This is a genomic window from Nocardiopsis sp. EMB25 (assembly GCF_026797795.1).
GTDB lineage: Bacteria > Actinomycetota > Actinomycetes > Streptosporangiales > Streptosporangiaceae > Nocardiopsis > Nocardiopsis lucentensis.
In genome coordinates, this window is sequence record NZ_JAMTDN010000001.1 from 1,986,777 (window position 1) to 2,004,746 (window position 17,970).

Annotated in this window: 16 protein-coding genes; 3 read left to right on the forward strand and 13 right to left on the reverse strand. The window is 73.6% G+C overall.

All coding sequences use genetic code 11. From position 1 onward, the window contains the following. Nucleotides 1-36: 36 nt before the first annotated feature. The 8 genes from KIK06_RS08675 to KIK06_RS08710 form a co-directional block, all read right to left on the reverse strand. Nucleotides 37-1,128, reverse strand: coding sequence for an ABC transporter ATP-binding protein (locus KIK06_RS08675; protein WP_017598964.1), 1,092 nt, complete (start codon nucleotides 1,126-1,128; stop codon nucleotides 37-39). Next, nucleotides 1,125-2,993 carry an ABC transporter permease subunit gene (locus tag KIK06_RS08680; protein WP_268642727.1) on the reverse strand — a complete coding sequence of 623 codons (1,869 nt, stop codon included), beginning with the start codon at nucleotides 2,991-2,993 and terminating at the stop codon, nucleotides 1,125-1,127. Before KIK06_RS08680 ends, KIK06_RS08675 begins: the two co-directional genes overlap by 4 nt. Beyond that, complete coding sequence (locus tag KIK06_RS08685; RefSeq protein WP_442789753.1) at nucleotides 2,993-4,549, reverse strand: ABC transporter substrate-binding protein; 1,557 nt, start codon at nucleotides 4,547-4,549, stop codon at nucleotides 2,993-2,995. The genes KIK06_RS08680 and KIK06_RS08685 overlap by 1 nt, the downstream gene beginning before the upstream one ends. A gap of 69 nt (nucleotides 4,550-4,618) precedes the next feature. Beyond that, nucleotides 4,619-5,416 carry an SAM-dependent methyltransferase gene (locus KIK06_RS08690; protein WP_268642729.1) on the reverse strand — a complete coding sequence of 266 codons (798 nt, stop codon included), beginning with the start codon at nucleotides 5,414-5,416 and terminating at the stop codon, nucleotides 4,619-4,621. 104 nt (nucleotides 5,417-5,520) lie between these two features. Continuing rightward, complete coding sequence (locus KIK06_RS08695) at nucleotides 5,521-6,156, reverse strand: class I SAM-dependent methyltransferase (RefSeq protein WP_268642730.1); 636 nt, start codon at nucleotides 6,154-6,156, stop codon at nucleotides 5,521-5,523. Between the two features lie 92 nt (nucleotides 6,157-6,248). Next, a complete protein-coding gene (locus tag KIK06_RS08700; protein ID WP_268642731.1) occupies nucleotides 6,249-6,656 on the reverse strand; it encodes a hypothetical protein in 408 nt (135 codons plus the stop codon). 166 nt (nucleotides 6,657-6,822) lie between these two features. Then, nucleotides 6,823-7,719: an RNA-guided endonuclease InsQ/TnpB family protein gene (locus KIK06_RS08705; RefSeq protein WP_268642732.1), complete on the reverse strand. Its 897-nt coding sequence runs from the start codon at nucleotides 7,717-7,719 to the stop codon at nucleotides 6,823-6,825. A 191-nt stretch (nucleotides 7,720-7,910) separates the two neighbouring features. Continuing rightward, nucleotides 7,911-9,401 carry an aminopeptidase P family protein gene (locus tag KIK06_RS08710; protein WP_268642733.1) on the reverse strand — a complete coding sequence of 497 codons (1,491 nt, stop codon included), beginning with the start codon at nucleotides 9,399-9,401 and terminating at the stop codon, nucleotides 7,911-7,913. A gap of 273 nt (nucleotides 9,402-9,674) precedes the next feature. Between KIK06_RS08710 and KIK06_RS08715 the strand changes: the two genes are divergently transcribed. Further along, on the forward strand, nucleotides 9,675-10,610 hold the full coding sequence (locus tag KIK06_RS08715; protein WP_268642734.1) for an intradiol ring-cleavage dioxygenase: 936 nt from the start codon (nucleotides 9,675-9,677) through the stop codon (nucleotides 10,608-10,610). A gap of 9 nt (nucleotides 10,611-10,619) precedes the next feature. Here KIK06_RS08715 and KIK06_RS08720 read toward each other — a convergent pair whose 3' ends face one another. The 4 genes from KIK06_RS08720 to KIK06_RS08735 form a co-directional block, all read right to left on the reverse strand. Continuing rightward, nucleotides 10,620-11,177, reverse strand: coding sequence for a GNAT family N-acetyltransferase (locus KIK06_RS08720; RefSeq protein WP_442789754.1), 558 nt, complete (start codon nucleotides 11,175-11,177; stop codon nucleotides 10,620-10,622). A 30-nt stretch (nucleotides 11,178-11,207) separates the two neighbouring features. Beyond that, nucleotides 11,208-12,128, reverse strand: coding sequence for an oxygenase MpaB family protein (locus tag KIK06_RS08725; protein WP_026127674.1), 921 nt, complete (start codon nucleotides 12,126-12,128; stop codon nucleotides 11,208-11,210). 115 nt (nucleotides 12,129-12,243) lie between these two features. Next, nucleotides 12,244-12,969 (reverse strand): response regulator, encoded by a 726-nt coding sequence (locus tag KIK06_RS08730; RefSeq protein WP_268642735.1) that lies wholly within the window; start codon nucleotides 12,967-12,969, stop codon nucleotides 12,244-12,246. Further along, nucleotides 12,936-14,327 carry a sensor histidine kinase gene (locus KIK06_RS08735; RefSeq protein WP_268642736.1) on the reverse strand — a complete coding sequence of 464 codons (1,392 nt, stop codon included), beginning with the start codon at nucleotides 14,325-14,327 and terminating at the stop codon, nucleotides 12,936-12,938. The genes KIK06_RS08730 and KIK06_RS08735 overlap by 34 nt, the downstream gene beginning before the upstream one ends. Nucleotides 14,328-14,460: 133 nt before the next feature. On the opposite strand from KIK06_RS08735, the gene purB reads away from it, so the two are divergent. After that, nucleotides 14,461-15,891 carry an adenylosuccinate lyase gene (purB, locus tag KIK06_RS08740; protein ID WP_268642737.1) on the forward strand — a complete coding sequence of 477 codons (1,431 nt, stop codon included), beginning with the start codon at nucleotides 14,461-14,463 and terminating at the stop codon, nucleotides 15,889-15,891. A 461-nt stretch (nucleotides 15,892-16,352) separates the two neighbouring features. On the opposite strand, the gene KIK06_RS08745 is transcribed toward purB, so the two are convergent. Continuing rightward, nucleotides 16,353-17,558, reverse strand: coding sequence for a S8 family peptidase (locus KIK06_RS08745; protein WP_017598979.1), 1,206 nt, complete (start codon nucleotides 17,556-17,558; stop codon nucleotides 16,353-16,355). Between the two features lie 207 nt (nucleotides 17,559-17,765). On the opposite strand from KIK06_RS08745, the gene KIK06_RS08750 reads away from it, so the two are divergent. Then, nucleotides 17,766-17,957, forward strand: a complete 192-nt coding sequence (locus KIK06_RS08750) for a hypothetical protein (RefSeq protein ID WP_017598980.1) — start codon at nucleotides 17,766-17,768, stop codon at nucleotides 17,955-17,957. The last annotated feature ends 13 nt before the right edge of the window (nucleotides 17,958-17,970 follow it).

A 17,970-nucleotide genomic window follows, 5' to 3' on the forward strand; every position in this document is an offset into this window, starting at 1 on the left:
GTGCTGACCGGTGGGACGCGGCGCCGCTCGGGCGGATCACGTGTGCCCGGCGGCGAACAGGGTGTGGGCGGGGTCGGGCAGGTCCCGCCAGCGGTGGCAGGAGGCCAGGTGGCCCTCGCCCGTGGGTTCGGGTTCGGGGAGGTCGGTGTGGCAGCGGTCGGCGGCGAGGGGGCAGCGCGGGGCGAAGGCGCAGCCGTCGGTCAGGTCCCGGGGCGAGGGGGGCGCGCCGCCGATCGCGGGCAGACGGCGGTCCGCGGAGTCCTCGGGAGGCACCGACGCGAGCAGACCGGCGGTGTAGGGGGCGCGCGGCGCGGCGAACACCCGGTTCACGGGGCCCGACTCCACGTGCCGTCCCGCGTAGAGCACCACGACGCGGTCGGCGTGGCCGGAGACGGCGGCCAGGTCGTGGGTGACCAGGACGACCGCCGTGCCGGTGTCGGCTCGCAGGTCGTCGAGCAGGTCGAGCACCCGGGCCTGGGCGCGGGGGTCCAGGGCGGTGGTCGGTTCGTCGGCGAACACCACGTCGGGCTCGTTGACGGTGGCCATGGCGATGACCGCGCGTTGGCGCATGCCGCCGGAGAACTCGTGGGGGTAGGCACGGGCCCGGCGGGCGGAGTCGGGGATGCCCACCCGGTCCAGGGCGGCGACCGCCAGTTCCCACGCCCGCGCGCGGGGCAGGCGGCGCACCGAGCGCAGCGCGTGGACGAGTTGGGCGCCCACGGTGTGCACGGGGCTGAGCACGGACAGGGCGTCCTGCGGGATGAGCGCCACGTGTCGCCCGCGCAGGGCGCGCAGGGTCGAGGGGGTGGCGCCGACCACCTCCCGTCCCGCGACGCGGACGCTGCCGGTGACGGTCGCTCCGTGCGGCGCCAGGCCCAGAATCGCGCGGGTGGTGAGGGACTTCCCGGCCCCCGACTCCCCGATGAGGGCGAGTGCCTCGCCGGGGTGGACGTCGAAGGACAGCCCGCGCACGGCGGGCAGCCCCCGTCCCCCGCGTGCTCCGTCGGCGGGGGCGCCACCGCGGAGGGCTGGGCGTGGGCGGTCCTCGGCGGGGCGGTCGCGGTCCTGGCGGCCTCCGTCCAAAGTGACGCGCAGGTCGCGGACGGAGAGCACGGGGTCGCGGTTCATCGTCGTGCTCCTTGACGCGCGGTGGCCGTGGGCAGGGTGGACAGGGACACCGCGAACGCGGCGAGCAGCAGGAGCATCCCGGCCGGGGCGAGGGAGGCCAGCGGCGCGCGTTCGACGTAGGGCAGGGACTCCGACAGGCTGAGCCCCCATTCGGCGGAGGGCGGCTGGGCGCCGAGTCCGAGGAAGCCGAGGGAGGCGAGCGCCAGCGCGATCCCCGGCAGCCGCAGCACCGCGTGGCGGGTGACGGGCCCGAGCACGGCGGGGAGCACATGGCGGAGCAGGATCCAGCGGGGCGGGGCGCCGATGGCGCGTTGCGCGGTCAGGTAGGCGGCCGCGCGGGTCTCCTGGACCAGGGCCGCGGCGTGGGCGGCCAGCATCGGCCAGGACACGAGGGTGATGGCCGCGCACGCGCCCAGGAGGCCGGGGCCGGTCACGGCGGCGACGAGGATCCCGGCGATCACCGGCGGCAGGGCGTTGGTCATCTCGACGGCGCCGGTCGCCAGTGCCGGACGAAAGCCCACGATCAGGGCGATCACCAGGCCCAGCAGGCACACCAGTGCGGCGAGGCCGACGGTGGTGGCGGCTCCGTGGCCGAGCCGGGCGAGCACGTCGCGACCGACGGCGTCGGTGCCCAGCGGGTGGGCCCAGGACGGGGAGGCGAGCCGGTCGGCGGTGCTCACGGTCAGCGGGTCTCGGGTCAGTCCCCACACCGTCACGGTGAGCAGGATCGCGCCGCACACGGCGGGTACGGCGCGGCGCAGCGGCCCGGCGGGGGTGGTGGGTGGCGGGGCCAGGGAGAGGGCGGCGTCGCGCAGGCCGGGACCGAGCAGGCGGCGGTGGGCGGCCTGGGCCAGGAGCCCGGCCAGGACGCCGAGCAGGACCAGGGCCAGAACCGAGCCCTGGAGCAGCGGCAGGTCCTGGGAGCGGGCGGCGCCCAGGGCGGTGCGGCCGATGCCGGGGACGGTGAAGACGGTCTCGACGGCCACGGCGCCGCCGGTGAGGCCGACCGCGACCAGGCCGAGCTGGGGGACGAGCGCCGGGATCGCGCGGCGCAGGGCCGCGCCCGCGATCCGGGCCGGTGAGCAGCCCGAGGCCGTCCACAGCGCCACCCAGCGTTCGTTCAGGACCGAGGGCAGCGCGTCGTCGACGAGGCGGCCGAGCAGTCCGCCCGCCGGAAGCCCCAGCGCCAGCGCGGGCAGGACCAGGTTCTCCGGTCCCGCCCAGCCGTAGGGCGGGAGCCAGCCCCACCAGATCGACAGCACCACCATGAGCACGATGGCGAGGAGGAACTCCGGCAGGGCGGTCAGCGCGGCGGCGACGGCTCCGCCGCCGGACCCGGCCGGGTGGGCGGTGCCGCGCGCCCCGCGGACGAGGGCCGGGGCGAACAGCGCGGTGGCCACGGCCAGGGCGACGGCCAGGGCGGCTCCCATCAGGGTCAGGGACACGCCGGTGGCCGACAGCACCGACGGCAGGACGGGGGTGTCCGACACCCAGGAGCTGCCCAGGTCGCCCCGGAGCACACCGGAGAACCAGCGGGCGAGCAGGACCAGCGGCCCGTCGGCCAGGCCGTACTCCTCCCGGATGGCGTCGAGCGCCTCGGGGGTGGGTTCCCGCTCGGCCGACCGGGCCCGCAGGAGGGCCAGCGCGGGGTCGCGATCGGACAGCCAGGGCAGCAGGCCGACGACGACGGTGATGACGGCCAGCGCGGTCAGCCGGGAGGCCAGCGGTCCGAGCCAGGAGAGGCCGCGCGAACGGCCGGAGCCGGGGTCGGTGCCACCGGCGGGGCGGTCGGGCCCCGGGGCCTCGGGCGCACGCGAGGGTGCGCCGCCCGAGGCCCCGGTGTCCGGTGAGGTGGTCGCTTCCATCAGTCCAGCCGCGTCCGGGGCGTGACGAGCAGGCGCTCGCGCGGGTCCTTGGCCGAGTCCGCGACGTGCGCGGCGTCACCCTGGATGACCCGCTCGTGCAGCAGCGGGATCGCCGCGTCGGTGGCCAGGATCGCGGCCTCGGCCGCCAGGATGGCGGTGCGCCGGTCGGCGCCGGTGGCCAGCGGCTCCGCCTCGGCGAGCAGGTCGTCGACGTCGGCGTCGCACAGCTGCGCGATGTTGAACGAGCCGTCGCAGGAGAAGTCGCTGGCCATGTAGGCGAGGGGGTCACCGGAGTCGAGGACGGTCGCGCGGGAGAGGACGAAGGCGTCGAACTCCCCGGCCAGCATGTCCTGTTCGATGTTGGCGTACTCGCGGACGGCCTGTTCCACCTCGAAACCGGCGTCCTCCAACTGCTGCGCGAGGACGGTGACGATCTCGGGCTGCTCGGGTCGGTCGCTGTAGGTGGCCAGGGTGATCGCGACGCCGTCGGGGTCGGTCGCCTCGGTGGACGCGGTGCGCTCGGGGCGGTCGGCGGACCAGGGAAGGGCCGGGCCGAGCAGCCCCTCGGCGACGTCGGCGCGGCCCTCGTAGACGCCCTCCACCAGGGCCCGGCGGTCGATGGTCTCGCGGACGGCGGCGCGCAGCCCGGGGTCGGCGAAGGGCCCGTCGGCGGCGTTGAGGTGGAGGGTGTTGGTGCGCGGCATCGGCACCTCGGTGAGCAGCTCCTGGTCCAGCAGGGCGGCCTGGGAGACGGGCACGGCCTCGACGATGTCGGCCTCGCCGGTGCGCAGGGCGGCGGCGCGCGCGGTGCCGTCGGGGACGAAGGTGACGTCGATGCCGGAGAGCCGGGCGGGGTCGCCCCAGTAGCCGTCGAACCGCTCCAGGCGGGCGGAGGTGGTGCCGTTGACCTCGACCAGTTCGAAGGGGCCGGTGCCGGTGCCGACGGGGCTCACCGTGTCGCCGTCGTAGGCGCTCTCGGCGAGGATCGACAGCTGCGGGGAGGAGAGCCGGTGCGGGACGAGGGGGTCCCCGTCGGCGGTGGTGACGGTGACGGTGTCGCCCTCGGCCGCGACGGTCAGGTCGACGCCGTCGAGGATGCGGGGCTTGGGTGCGGCCTGGGCGGCGTACTCCAGAGCGTGGGCGGCCGCGTCGGCGGTCAGGTCGGTGCCGTCGTGGAAGACGACCCCGTCACGGACGGTGAACTCCCAGGTGGTGTCGTCGACTCGGGTCCACTCGGTGGCCAGGCCGGGCTGGGGGTCACCGTTGTCGTCGAGGACGACGAGGGTCTCGGCGGTGCTCCAGCGGGAGAGTTTGAAGGCGTCGTCGCTGAGCGGGGAGAGGGCCGACCGGGGCGGCTGGAGCATCGCGACCGAGACGCGGTCGTCGGCGCCGTCGGCGGACTGGTCGGAGGGGGCGAAGCAGCCGGTGAGGGTCAGGGCGGCGGTGAGGACCAGGCAGGCGCCGGTCAGGGGTCTGGTGACGTGCACGGGGAACTTCTTCCAGGGGATGCGTGGGAGAGGTCGCGCTCCGGACCGCGGAGCGACGACCCACAGCATATGACAACCGTTTTCATTCCCACGACAGACCTGGGCGGATCGAGGCATAGGTCATATCCGCCCCGGCGTTCAGCCCCCAGTGGCCGGCGGCGCGCCCTCCGGCCGCAGCACGAACGCCGTGTAGCCGTACTCGCCGCCGTGGTCCCGACGCAGGGCGATCTCGGCGCGGGCGCCCGCCACGGCCTCGGCCATCCCCGGAACGGAGGCGTCGGCCGCCTCGGCGCGGGCCTCCAAGGGCGCGTAGTACTCCGGCCACCAGTCGGAATCGGGCTGGAGCCGGGCGGCCTGGACCCGGTATCCGGCCCGGTGCGCGAGGGCGGTGTTCTCCTGGCGGGTGCGCAGCGGATAGGCGGCGTCCCAGAACGCGCGGGCCTCGGGCGAGGGCGCGCTCGTGGTCCACTCGCATTCGGTGACCACGAGAACCCCGCCAGGGGTGAGCAGGCGCCGCCACGAGCGCAGGGCGCGCTCGAACCCGATGAGGTAGGCCGACCCCTCGGCCCAGAGCACGTCGAAGCTCCCGTCCGGCCAGGGCAGATCGTCCATGGAGCGGTTCTCCGCCGCGATCCGGTCACCGAGACCGCGCTCGGCCGCGGCGGCGGTGAGGGTGTCGAGGAAGGGCTGGTGGACGTCGATCGCCGTCACGCGCGCACCGGCCTCGGCCGCCAGCAGCAGCGCCGAGCGGCCCGGACCGCAGCCGAGGTCCAGGACGCGGGGATGTTCGGGCAGCGGCCCGGCCAGGTCGAGCATGCGTCGAGTGGTCTCGTCCGAGCCCGGACCCTGGCGGGGCAGGTCGGCGTGCAGGGCGAAGAAGGCCGCCCGGAGTTCGTCTGGGGTGGGGTCGGCCTGGGCGGGGTGGGCGTCGGTCACGCGTGGTCCTCCGGTTCGTCCAGTGCTGCGAGGGGCCGGGCCCGGCCGGTCGGTCGGCGTCCACGGCCCGGTCCCGGCGGCCGACCCTACATGCGGCGCGCGGGTCAGGGCCGGGTCGCCTCGCCACGCACGTGGAAGGAGTGCGGGGTGCGGGCCTCGGGGAAGAGGAAGGCGTCCAGGACGGTCAGGGTGAATCCGGCCCGCTCGATCGCGGTGAGCGTGTCCCGCCCGCAGTGGCAGCCGCCGAGCAGTCGCGGACCCAGGGTCGCGTCGATCCACCGCTGGGTCCGGCACATCCGGGCGGTGTCGGCGCGCACGTGTTCGAGGAAACGCAACCGGCCGCCGGGGACCAGCACGCGGTGGATCTCGCGCAGGGCGGTGCCCTGGTCGGCGACCGAGCACAGGACGAGCGCCACCACGGCGGCGTCGAACCGTGCCGCCTCGAACGGAAGCCGTTCGGCGCGACCGTCGACGACGGTGACCGGGACGGGTGCGGCCGTGATCCGTGCCCGGGCGGTGCGGCGCAGGTGGGGTTCGGGTTCCACGGCGGTGAGGTGGTCGACGGTGCGCGGGTAGTGGGGGAAGTTGGGACCGTGGCCGGCGCCGACCTCCAGGACCTGCCCGTGGAGCCCGGACACCAGCGCGCGGCGGTGGTCGACCAGACCGGCGTCGTCCATGGCTCCGGCCACCCACGTGTAGAAGCGGGCGAAGAACGGATGCCGGAACCGGTCGTCCCCCATGCTCCTCACCACAGCACAGGATGCGCGGAAAAACCACAGGTCATCACGTTCCTTCACGAACCCGCAACAGGATCCGCGACGGCGGCGTGCGGTCACCTCCCCGTTCGACGTGCCGCGTACAGTCCCTCCGACGTGGTGACGAAGACCGTTCCGTCAGGGCTCGCCACCGCGTCGAAGAGCCGCCCCGGCACAAGCCAGTCGAACTCGGCGACCACCCCGTTCGGTGGGGCGAGACGACGTACGCCCAGCCGCTCGCGCGCTGGGACATCCGGGGATCCCCCGCTCTCCCGCGCGCCGACGACCACGACCGGCGTTCCGTCCCACTCGGTCAGTGCGTGGGCGGTCGCCGAGGACCCCAGTTCAGCGACCACGGTCAGGTCGGGCAGCGAGTACACCGTCGCGCCCACGGCCAACAGGGGACGACCGCCGACGACGCCCGCCACGGCCTCCGCGCCGCCCGCGACCCGGCCGAGGTACTCGCCCCTGGGAAGCCCGTACACGAAGACCCTGGGTTCCTCGTACTCGCACTTGACTTCCTCCCGGCCCTTGGAGGGACCGGGATTCCGACCGGGCCAGGCGACCCGGTGGCGCTGCGCGCCTCGCGGCGCGCGCTGGTTCCTGCTTCATTGACATGGCAACCCAGAGGTCTCAGCAGGCTGGCACGGTTCACCCCGATAAGGAGCCAGTCCATCCGCGCGAAAGAGTGTTCTGGGCCGCGTTCACGTCCGCGTGCGCCGTGTGCCCGCACGATGTGCACCGGAACACCGATTGGCTCTCTCGGTTCTCCGGTGCGACATGTCCGCACGGGTTGCAGGTCTGCGACGTGTACGCGGGATCGACCTCCACAATCCGGGTCCCGGTCCGCCGGGCCGCGTTCAGGCAGGCGAGCTTGAATTTGCGCCGCAGTCGGCGTTCACGCTCATGTTCCTTCGGGGTCTGGAGCGTGCGGTCGAACAGGTCTCCGTCCGAGGTGGCCACCGCCACGGCCACACCCCGGTCGATACCCACGGCCGCGTCCGGCACGGCGTGCTCGCCGGGGGTGTGCTCACCATCCTCGCACAGCAGCGACACGTACCAGTGCTCGCCGTCCCGGGAGACGGTGGCCGACCGGACGGCACCCTTGGGGGCGCGAGACCACCGGAACCGGACCCATCCCAGTTTGGGCAGCTTCAGGTGCCCCCACCTACGCCCCAACCGCTCCACGGTGATCTGCTTGGGGTCGGGGAAACGGAACGAGGGTTTCCACCGGCCCTTGCCACGCCAGCGCACGCCGAACGTCCCGTGATCTCGGCAGGCCCGGTCCAGGTCCTTCAACGTCTGCTGGAGGATGTGGGACGGCGCCGCCCGCAGCCACGTCTCCTCGGTCTTGGTCTCGGCGAGCTGGGTGGCTTGCAGGTGGTAGCCGCAGAACAGCTGGTCGTATCCGCGCTGCCACCGTTGGACGGCCTGGCGGCGCTGGTCCAGGGCGGTGTTCCACACCGCACGGCAGATATCGCCGTACTCGGCGCACCGCTCGGCCTGCTCGTCGGTGAGCGACAAGCGATACCGGAACCCGGTCAGCATGGTGGGAACACCTCCTCTCGATCCAGGACCAGACCGTAGCGGGGGCCGACGACATTCCGAGGCGGGGCGGCTGTCCCTGCCCTGAAGGACGGGGTCTGCGCCGCCAACGAACCAGATCACGGCGTACCGTATCCCGACGGCGGCGGGCCGCCTCCCCCACGGGGAGACGGCCCGGACACGAAGGTGTACCTCTAGCGCGGCATGCGCTCGGCCAGCCACGCCTCGACGTCGGCGGACGCGCGCGGCAGGCCCTCCGACATCACGCGGCGGCCGTCCTCGGTGACCAGGACGTCGTCCTCGATCCGCACGCCGACGCCCCGGTACTCCTCCGGCACGGTGAGGTCGTCGGGCTGGAAGTACAGGCCCGGCTCGACGGTGAGCACCATGCCCGGCTTCAGGTCGCCGTACAGGTGGACCTCCTGGCGGGAGACCGCGCAGTCGTGCACGTCCAGACCGAGCATGTGGCCGGTGCCGTGCAGGGTGTACCGGCGCTGGAGGCCCAGCTCCAGGACGCGGTCGACCGGACCCTCCAGCAGACCCCACTCGATCAGGCCCTCGGCCAGCACGCGCTGGGAGGCCTCGTGGAAGTCGGTGAACGGGCGCCCCGGCGCCACGGCGGCGATCCCGGCCTCCTGGGCGGCGTACACCAGGTCGTACACCTTGCGCTGGAGGTCGGTGAACGTGCCCGAGACCGGCATGGTGCGGGTGACGTCGGCCGTGTACAGCGTGGTGGTCTCCACACCGGCGTCCAACAGCAGCAGCTCGCCGTCGCGGACGGGGCCGTCGTTGCGGGTCCAGTGCAGGGTGGTGGCGTTGGGGCCGGACGCGGCGATGGTGCCGTAGCCGACGTCGTTGCCCTCCACGCGGGCGCGCAGGAAGAACGTGCCCTCGATGTAGCGCTCGGAGGTGTCCTTGGCCTGCGGCAGCGCCGTGACGACGTCGTTGAAGCCGCGCACGGTGGCGTCCACGGCCAGCTGGAGCTGGGCGACCTCCCACTCGTCCTTGACCAGGCGGTGGTCGGCCAGCGTCACGCCCAGATCCTCGTCGAGCTTGGCGGACTTGGCGCGGGCCTCGTCGTCGGCGTCGGCGCGCAGCTCGTCCACGATCGCGTCCAGCTCGGCGTCGTGTCCGCGCACGATGCGGGTGGCCACGGAGTCGGCGCGCAGGGCGCCGGGCAGGGTGCGCACGTCGGCGGTGGCCACACCCAGCAGGTCGGCGGCCTCGTCCAGGCTGTTGCGCCGACCGGTCCACAGCTCGCCGTAGCCGCCGAGCCAGAATTCGCCGTTGTCGCGGTTGGAGCGCGGCTTGAGGTAGAGCACCGCGTCGTGGCCGCCGTCCGCGCGCGGGGCCAGCACCAGGCAGCCGCCGTCGGAGGTGTCTCCGGTCAGGTACGCGTAGTCGGTCGCCGCGCGGAAGGGGTACTCGGTGTCGTTGGACCGGGTGAGGAGCTGTCCGGCGGGCACCACCAGGCGCTCACCGGGGAAGGCGGCGCTGAGCGCGGCGCGGCGGCGGGCGGTGTGCTCGGCCTGCTCGATGGGCTCCAGGTCGCGCCGCTCGGTGTCGGCCCACCCCGTGCTCATCCACGCGGCGAGCTCGTCGGAGACCGACTGCGCCTGGCCGTTCTTGCGTGGGGTGAACACGAAGCCGTCCTGCTCGACTCCGGGGCGCTGCTGGTCGCTCACGTCGTGGCTCTCCTCGTCGATCGCGGGGTTCTCGGCCGCACGTGGCGGCCCGTGTGACCCATCGTACGGTGGCGCCGCCCACCTGACCGCTCCACGGACATAGCGGCCCCCATAACGCCGGACCAGGTGGGATGGGGCCGGTCCGCGTCGGAGCGGCGGCGGGCACCCACGGTTCTCGGACACCGCTCACACACTTCTCCCAGGTGTCCCGCATAACGTGCACGCCACGGGGTCACTCACCGGGGGTGACCGTGCGACGACGGGACGGATCGCATGGGTAGGACACCGACGACGGGGCCGGTCCTGGGGCGACGGCAGGCGATCGCGGTCGGCGGTGGAGCCGCGCTGGCGACCACGGCGCTGGCCGGATGCGCGACGGCGGGCGACGGCGGGTCGGGCACGACCACGGCCGCGTCCTCCTCCCCCACGACCGGGGAGCGGGTCTGCGTGCTGAGTCCCGAGGTGACCGAGGGGCCCTACTACCTGGACGGGCAGCTGGTCCGCGAGGACATCACCGAGGGCAAGCAGGGGTTCCCGCTGGAGTTGGCGATCACCGTGGTCGACTACGCCAACGGCTGCGCCCCGCTGTCCGGGGAGAACGTGGCGGTGGAGATCTGGCACTGCGACGCGTGGGGCTACTACTCGGGCTACACCGAGGCCAGCCCCGGCGGTGAGGTCCCGGCGGAGGACGGCGAGGGGGACGAGGACTCCTTCCTGCGCGGGGTGCAGCCGGCGGACGAGGAGGGCACGGCGGTGTTCCGCACGATCGTGCCGGGGTGGTACAGCCCCCGTGTCACCCACATCCACCTCAAGGTGCACACCCAGGGAGAGATCGACACCACCTACGAGGGCGGCACCACCGTGCACACCGGCCAGCTGCTGTTCTCCGACGACTTCTGCGCCGAGGTGGCCGAGCGCGAACCCTACTCCGAGCACGTCCTGGAGCTGACCCCGGTCGAGGACGACCAGGTGTACCAGGAGGCCCGATCCGTCGAGGGCGAGCCCGACAGCATGGTCGTGACCCCGGCCCCGGTGACCGAGGGGACCCCCGAGGACGGGTACACGCTGACCGTGGTCGTGGGGGTCACCCCCGAGGAGTCCACGGGCGGCGGAGGCGGGGGCACGCCCGGGGAAGGCGCTCCGGACGGGATGACGCCTCCCGACGGCGCCACGCCCCCGGACGGGACGACGCCGCCGGGGCAGCCGTGACCCGCACGGTCAGGTGGCCAGGTCGCGGGTGAAGCCGATCGCGTCGGGGTGCGGGAACTCGTCGACCTCGTCCCGGCCCAGGCGGCGGTAGCCGAGCCGGTCGTACAGCCCGAGCGCCTCGGGCTGGGAGGGGCCGGTGAACAGCACCACGCGGGTGTAGCCGAGGTCGCGCGCGGCCTGCTCGAGAGCGGTCATGACCCTGCGGGCCAGCCCCCGGCGGCGGTGCCGGTGCGAGGTCCACACGCGCTTGAACTCGGCGGTCCCGGGCCGGGTCGCGCGCCCCTCCCCGTAGGGGCGCACCGCTCCCCCGGCCACGATCTCGTCGGCGAGGTCGGCCAGGACCATGCGGCCGTGCGGGGCCGCGAACTCCGTCACCGGGTAGCGCTCCAGCTCCCGGGCGGCGTTGTCCGCGCCGTAGCGCTCGGTGTACTCGGCCAGGAGACCGGCGAGCAGCCCCGCCACGCGCGGGTCGTCGTGGTGGACCCGCGTGATCCGGACACCGTCTCCCGGCACGGCCCTCACCGCCGTGGCCCCGGTCCCGGCGTCCGTGTCCTGGGCGTGCGTCACCTTCGTCCTCCTCACGTGCCTGGGCGCCGGTCAGACCGGGGCGCGGGGCTCCGGAACCGGCGACGTGAAGAGGGTACGCGCTCGTAGCGCCCGGAACCCGTTCTCGACCCGGTACCCGGCGGCCAGGAGGCGTTCCCGGGCGGCGTCCGCGCTGCGCACGGTGGCTTCGTCGAAGAGGAGGTTGTAGTAGCGCTCCGGGACCCGGTTGAGGCCCCCGCGCAGGGCGCGCAGCGCGGCGGTGGCCGCCGACGGCGTTGCGGGGGTCTCGGGAAGGACGCCGTAGGCCCGCCGCGCCCACGCGGGCAGGGTGGCGTAGGCCAGCGCGCCCACGGGGAACCACAGGGGTTTGAGCGGGGCCAGCCAGGACAGGCGGTCGGGGACGGTGGGCCACAGCAGGAACCGCACCGCCTGGCGGGCCTCGGGTGTGACGCGCAGCTCCGGACGGACGGCGGTGAGGTAGCGGCGCAGTTCGGCCACACCGCGCGGCACGTCTCCCGGTTCCAGGCCGACGTAGACGGCGGCGCGCGCCCGCTCGTCGACGTAGCGGTCCATCTCCGCCGCGGTCAGCGGCACGCCCGCCCGGTGGGTGGTCTCCAGGTACGAGGAGACCTCGGCGCAGTGCACCCACACGAGCAGGTCGTGCTGGTCGACGCGGTGGCCGCGGCCGGTGGCGGGGTCGGTGAAGCGCAGGGCGCGGTGCACCCGGCGGATGCGCGCGCCGAGCTCCTCGGCCTCGTCGGGACTGCCGTAGGTGGTGACCGCGACGAAGTGCGCGGTGCGCAGCAGCCGTCCGGTCGGGTCGACGCGAAAGTCGGAGCGCTGCCACACGCCCTGCATCGCCACCGGGTGCAGGGCCTGGAGCATGAGCGCGCGGACGCCCGCCACCCACATGGAGCGGTCCAGGTGGATCTTCCAGGTGACGCTCTCCGGGGCGGCGACGGTCGGCTGCATCCGGTTCTCCTCCAGGGGACGCGGGGGTTCGCACCGCGTGGCGGACCCGGTTCCCACGATACGTCTCGGTTCGTCCGCCGCTCGGGTGGGTGGTCGAAGCGCCCGGCGGCCCTGGTCACAGCGGGTCGGGCCCGACCCCGGTGCGGCGCCCCCAGTCGCCGCGGCCCCGAAGGTGGGCCAGGACCGCGCGGACCCGGCGGTGCACCTCCTCGTCCGGAGGCAGGTCGAGCTTGGCGAGGATGTTGCCGATGTGCTTGCCGACGGCCGCGTCGCTGACGGTCAGCCGCCGGGCGATCGCGCCGTTGGAGTGCCCCTCGGCCATCAGGCCCAGCACCTGCCGCTCCCGCGGGGTGAGCCGGTCCAGCGGATCGGCGCTGCGGCGCAGCAGCTGGCGGACCACCTCGGGGTCGACGACGGTGGCGCCCCCCACCACCTGGCGCAGCACCGACGCGAACTCGCGCACGTCGCCCACCCTCTGCTTGAGGAGGTACCCGACACCGCGACCGTTCCCGGAGTCCAGCAGGTCGGAGGCGTAGCTCAGCTCGACGTACTGACTCAGCGCCACGACGGCCAGCCCCGGGTCACGGCGGCGCAGGCGCACGGCGGCGCGCAGCCCCTCGTCGGTGAGGTCGGGGGGCATCCGGATGTCGGTGACCACGAGGCCGGGGCGGTGTTTGGCGACGGCTCCGACCAGCGCCTCCCCGTCCCCCACCGCGGCCACGACGGGGAACCCGAACCGTTCCAGGACCCCCACCAGCCCCTCCCTCAGGAGCACGCCGTCCTCGGCCAGGACGGTCGGCACGGGGGTCACGGACCCGGGGTCGGCGGGATCGGGCCGCACGGCAGCTCCACTCGTATGCGTGTCGGTCCCCCGACGGGGCTGGACAGGGACATTGTGCCGCCCATGACCGCGATCCGGTCCTGGAGGCCGGTCAACCCGGTCCCCCGGGAGGGGTCGGCGCCGCCGGGGCCGAAGTCGGTGACCTCGACCACGAGCGTGTCCGGGGCCGTGCCCGCGCCGAGGACCGTGCCCGCGTGCACGGTGACGGCGTTGGCCTCGGTGTGCTTGGCGACGTTGGTGAGCGCCTCGGCGACGACGAAGTAGGCGGCCCCCTCCACGTGGGCGGGAGGTCGGCCGGGGATCTCCGTGTCCACACGGGTCGGGACCGGGCAGTGGTCGGCGAGTTCGGCCAGCGCGGCGGGCAGCCCGCGGTCGGTGAGCACCCGGGGGTGGATGCCGCGGACGAGTTCGCGCAGCTCGTCGATGAGCTCGTTGGCCTTGGCCTGGGCGGCGGCGACGCGCCGGTCGGCCTCGGAGGACTCCTCAAGGTCGAGCCGGGCCATCCCGAGGTCCACGGACAGGGCGACGAGCCGCTGCTGGGCGCCGTCGTGCAGGTCGCGTTCGATGCGTCGGCGTTCGTACTCGAAGGCGTTGACCAGGCGGGCCCGGGACTCGGTGACCTGACTGAGCTCGGCACGCAGTTCCTCCTTGGGCGGCCCTACCAGGAGGGATCGCGCGATGACCGCGTGGCCCTGGGCGAGGACCCCGGAGGCGTAGAGGAACAGGACGAGGAGCACGGGGCTGACGAGGGCGAAGGGGATCGCCTGCTCGGGTGTGTCGATGTAGTAGGGCCCCATGGAGAGGATGGCGCTGGGTTGCACCAGGAGCAGGAACGGGGAGAGAGCCAGCGCCGCCCCGACGAGGGCCAGGCCGCCCAGGACGGACAGGAGGAGTCCGCTGACCGGAAGCAACAGGAACATGTAGGCGACCGCCCGCCAGGTGGCGCTCTCGGTGTACCGGGTCCGGATCCATCCCCACAGACCGGGCGGCGGCGGACGGTGGCCGCCGGTGGCCGCCTCCCCGGAGACGATCCGCAGGCGCCACCGCTCCAGCGCGCCCAGGGGAAGGGCGAGCAGGGGCGCGAAGGCCGCGATCATCACCAGGCCGACGAGGAATCCCGCCAGGGCGGGCTCGCCGATCCGCGTGGTGTCCCACGGGCGACTGACCATGGCGCCAAGAACCATGGCCCAGGGGAGGTAGAGGGGCAGTGCGACCACCGTCACGACCAGGCCGACGGCCACGGTGGCCAGCGCGTGGAGGAGGGCCCGCCAGGGCCAGGCCGTGAGGAGGAAGCGCGGTCGGGCCATGGCCTGGGCGAGGCTCCTCGGCCGTCCCGACGGTGTGTCCGGCGTCGTCATGCCCCCAAAGCTAGGAGCCGGGGCGGGCGGGGCGGAACCGGTCCCGCCCCACCTTCCGTGGTGGGTCCAGCCCTACCTCCCCAACCCCGGCCGGGCACGGACTTCGCAGTTCAGGAAGGTAGGGTGGGACGACGTGAGCGCGAAACCTCTGATCCCCGATGTCCTGGCCGCCCGGTACGCGTCCGCGGAGCTGGCCCGACTGTGGTCCCCCGAGTACAAGGTGGTCGCCGAGCGGCGACTGTGGCTGGCCGTCCTGCGCGCGCAGGCACGCCTGGGCGTCGACGTGCCCGACGGTGTCGTGGCCGACTACGAGAAGGTCCTCGACCAGGTGGACCTGGCCTCCATCGCCGAGCGTGAGCGGGTCACCCGGCACGACGTGAAGGCGCGGATCGAGGAGTTCAACGCCCTGGCGGGCCACGAGCACGTCCACAAGGGCATGACCTCGCGCGACCTCACCGAGAACGTCGAGCAGCTCCAGGTGCGCGACAGCCTGCTGCTGGCGCGCGACCGCGTGGTGGCGCTGCTGGCGCGGCTCGGCGACCTGGCGGCCCGGTACGGCGGCACGGTGATGGCGGGCCGGTCGCACAACGTCGCCGCCCAGGCCACCACGCTCGGCAAGCGGTTCGCGTCGATCGCCGACGAGGTGCTGGTCGCCCACGGACGGCTGGAGGAGCTGATCGCCCGCTACCCGCTGCGCGGGATCAAGGGCCCGGTCGGCACCGCCCAGGACATGCTGGACCTGCTGGGCGGGGATCGCGACGCGCTTCGGTCGCTGGAGGACGAGGTCGCCGCCCACCTGGGGTTCGAGCACCGTCTGACCAGCGTCGGCCAGGTCTACCCGCGCTCGCTCGACTTCGAGGTGCTCACCACGCTGGTGCAGTTGGCCGCGGGACCCTCGTCACTGGCCAAGACCGTGCGTCTGATGGCCGGACACGAGCTGGTGACCGAGGGGTTCGCGGAGGGCCAGGTCGGGTCCTCGGCGATGCCGCACAAGATGAACACGCGCTCGTGCGAGCGGGTGAACGGGCTGGCCGTGATCCTGCGCGGTTACGCGTCCATGGCCGGTGAGCTGGCCGGGGACCAGTGGAACGAGGGTGACGTGTCGTGCTCGGTCGTACGCCGCGTGGCGCTGCCGGACGCGTTCTTCGCCTTCGACGGGCTGGTCGAGACCATGCTGACGGTGCTCGACGAGTTCGGCGCCTTCCCCGCGGTGATCTCCGCCGAACTCGACCGCTACCTGCCGTTCCTGGCCACGACCAAGATGCTCATGGCGGCCGTGCGCGCGGGAGTGGGCCGGGAGACCGCACACGAGCTGATCAAGGAGCACGCGGTCGCCTCCGCGCTGGCGATGCGCCAGGAGGGCACGGGCAACCGCCTGCTGGACCGGTTGGGTGAGGACGAGCGGTTCCCGCTGAACCGGGCGGAGCTGGACGCGCTGCTGGACAACCGGATCACGTTCACCGGTGCGGCGGAGGACCAGATCGCGGCGGTCGTGGAACGCGTCATCGAGATCACCGAGGAGCACCCCGAGGCGGCCGCCTACCGCCCGGGCGCCATCCTCTAGGAACGGTTCTCGGTCCGGTCGGGGCCCGGTGGACGGTCTTCCCGTCCACCGGGCCCCGAGTCGTGTCCGTCCTCCGTGGTTCTGTTTCTTGGAACGGTCACTCCGGGGGGTCACCGTTCGGACGCCGGCAGGGTGCTCATGGACAGGTGTGCGCCGGAGGCGTCCGTTGAGGGTGGTGGAGGGCGACGAAGAGGGAGGAACCGCGCCGGAGGCGTCCGTTGAGGGTGGTGGAGGGCGACGAAGAGGGAGGAACCGCGCCGGAGGCGTCCGTTGAGGGTGGTGGAGGGCGACGAAGAGGGAGGAACCGCGCCGGAGGCGTCCGTTGAGGGTGGTGGAGGGCGACGGGCGGGCGAGGCGAGCCGCGAGCGAGGAACGAGCGGCAGGCGCCGCCAAGGAGGAAGCATCCCTGCCTTGAGGGCGCCCGGACACGGGCCGAAGCGAAGCGGCAGGCCCGAAACAAACTAGGGCGCGCGGACGATGCCCACACCGCGGTCGGCGGCGGCCACCTTGGAGTCGATCGCTCCGCTGTCGGCGTGGGCGAGCAGGCGGGAGGTCACGGTCGTGGCCGCGTGCGGGGAGGAGTCGGACAGGACGCGCTCCCACCACAGGGCGGCCACCCCCGCCACGTGCGGGCAGGCCATGCTGGTGCCGTTGAACGCCACCAGGCCCCCGCCCGTCTTGGCCGACAGCACCCCGACACCTGGCGCGCTGATCTGCGGGAACGTGTTGGAGAAGGGGGCGATCGTCAGTCCGGAGTCGCCCTGGCCGAGCGCGCCCACCGACACCACGCCCTCGGCGGCGGCCGGGAGGGAGACGGCGATCTCGTAGTCGGGGTGCACCTCGCGGCGGCTCTCGTTGCCCGCGGCGGCCACCACCACGGTCCCCTTTCCGAACGCCGCGCGCGCCCGCAACAGGTCCAGCAGGGAGTCGAACATCCGCAGGTTGGCGCGGTAGGCCTCCAGCGCCGAGGAGGTGGCCAGGTCGGTGGGCCACCCCTGGTCGACGAGGTTGGACACCAGTCCGGGGAAGTCGTAGCCGAGGGACATGGACACCACGTGGGCGCCCTGGTCCGCGGCCCACTGGATGCCCTGGAGCAGCATCTCGGAGTCGCCTCGGCCCCGGTCGTCGAGGACCTTGCCGACGAGGCCGCGTTCCACCCCGGGGGCCACACCGATGCGGGTGCCGTCGACGTCGCGACCGAAGACCGTGCCCGCCACGTGTGTGCCGTGTCCCTGACGGTCACCGTCCCCGGAGCCGGTGAAGTCCCGCTGCGTCAGGTCGACGCCGGTGAACGCCGGGTGCTCGGCGTCGATGCCGGTGTCCAGGACGGCCACGGTCACCCCGGCGCCGGTGGCCGCGGAGGTGTCGGCGCCCACGGCGGCCACGCCCCAGGTACGGGTCTCGTCGACGGTGGTCGCGGTGTCGGTGTCGTGGGGGGTGGGTTCGATGAGGAGGGTGGGCATGACGGGGGCGACCGCGCGGACCCGTGGATCGCGCGCGGCGTCGTCGAGGTCGTGCTTGTCCATCTCCAGGACCTCGACCACGGGCTCACCGGCGGCCTCGACGGTCGCGGCGAGCGTTGAGGGGCGCCTGAGACCACTGAGGTCGAAGGGGCCGGTGGTCGACGGACTTCCCGTGTCACGCAGGACGGTGCACTTCTGCCGCATGGAGCTCTCCTGAGGGTTGGAGGACATGACCCGACCAGTTTCTGGGCCCGACCACCGGAGTACACCCGTGACACGCGGTGATGCCAGTGGCTTTCGGGGCACAGATCCGTGCCCTCGGTATGACCCAGTTCACTCCAGCTAACAGTAGGTTCAAAAGTAAACGGGTATTACGCTTCTGGAGACGGCAAACGACCCCCGGAGCCCCCCATGACCGATCCCGCTTCCTTCGGCACCGCCCTGTGGTCCGTGCTGATCGGCGCCGCCTTCGTCCTGGCCCTCGGGCTGGCGATCATCTCCGACATGGCATTGCGCCGACGCGAGGACCGCGCCGAGGCGGCTCGCCGTGCCGGTGAGACCACCGAGCTGGTGCGGCACAACGGCCGCCCGGCCACCCGCTGACGGACGAGCGGCG

Coding starts and splice junctions, on each gene's coding strand:
- KIK06_RS08675 (WP_017598964.1), bottom strand. CDS start 1,128: ATGAACCGCGACCCCGTGCTCTCCGTCCGCGACCTGCGCGTCACTTTG.
- KIK06_RS08680 (WP_268642727.1), bottom strand. CDS start 2,993: ATGGAAGCGACCACCTCACCGGACACCGGGGCCTCGGGCGGCGCACCC.
- KIK06_RS08685 (WP_442789753.1), bottom strand. CDS start 4,549: ATGCTGTGGGTCGTCGCTCCGCGGTCCGGAGCGCGACCTCTCCCACGC.
- KIK06_RS08695 (WP_268642730.1), bottom strand. CDS start 6,156: ATGGGGGACGACCGGTTCCGGCATCCGTTCTTCGCCCGCTTCTACACG.
- KIK06_RS08705 (WP_268642732.1), bottom strand. CDS start 7,719: ATGCTGACCGGGTTCCGGTATCGCTTGTCGCTCACCGACGAGCAGGCC.
- KIK06_RS08715 (WP_268642734.1), top strand. CDS start 9,675: ATGGGTAGGACACCGACGACGGGGCCGGTCCTGGGGCGACGGCAGGCG.
- KIK06_RS08725 (WP_026127674.1), bottom strand. CDS start 12,128: ATGCAGCCGACCGTCGCCGCCCCGGAGAGCGTCACCTGGAAGATCCAC.
- KIK06_RS08735 (WP_268642736.1), bottom strand. CDS start 14,327: ATGACGACGCCGGACACACCGTCGGGACGGCCGAGGAGCCTCGCCCAG.
- KIK06_RS08745 (WP_017598979.1), bottom strand. CDS start 17,558: ATGCGGCAGAAGTGCACCGTCCTGCGTGACACGGGAAGTCCGTCGACC.
- KIK06_RS08750 (WP_017598980.1), top strand. CDS start 17,766: ATGACCGATCCCGCTTCCTTCGGCACCGCCCTGTGGTCCGTGCTGATC.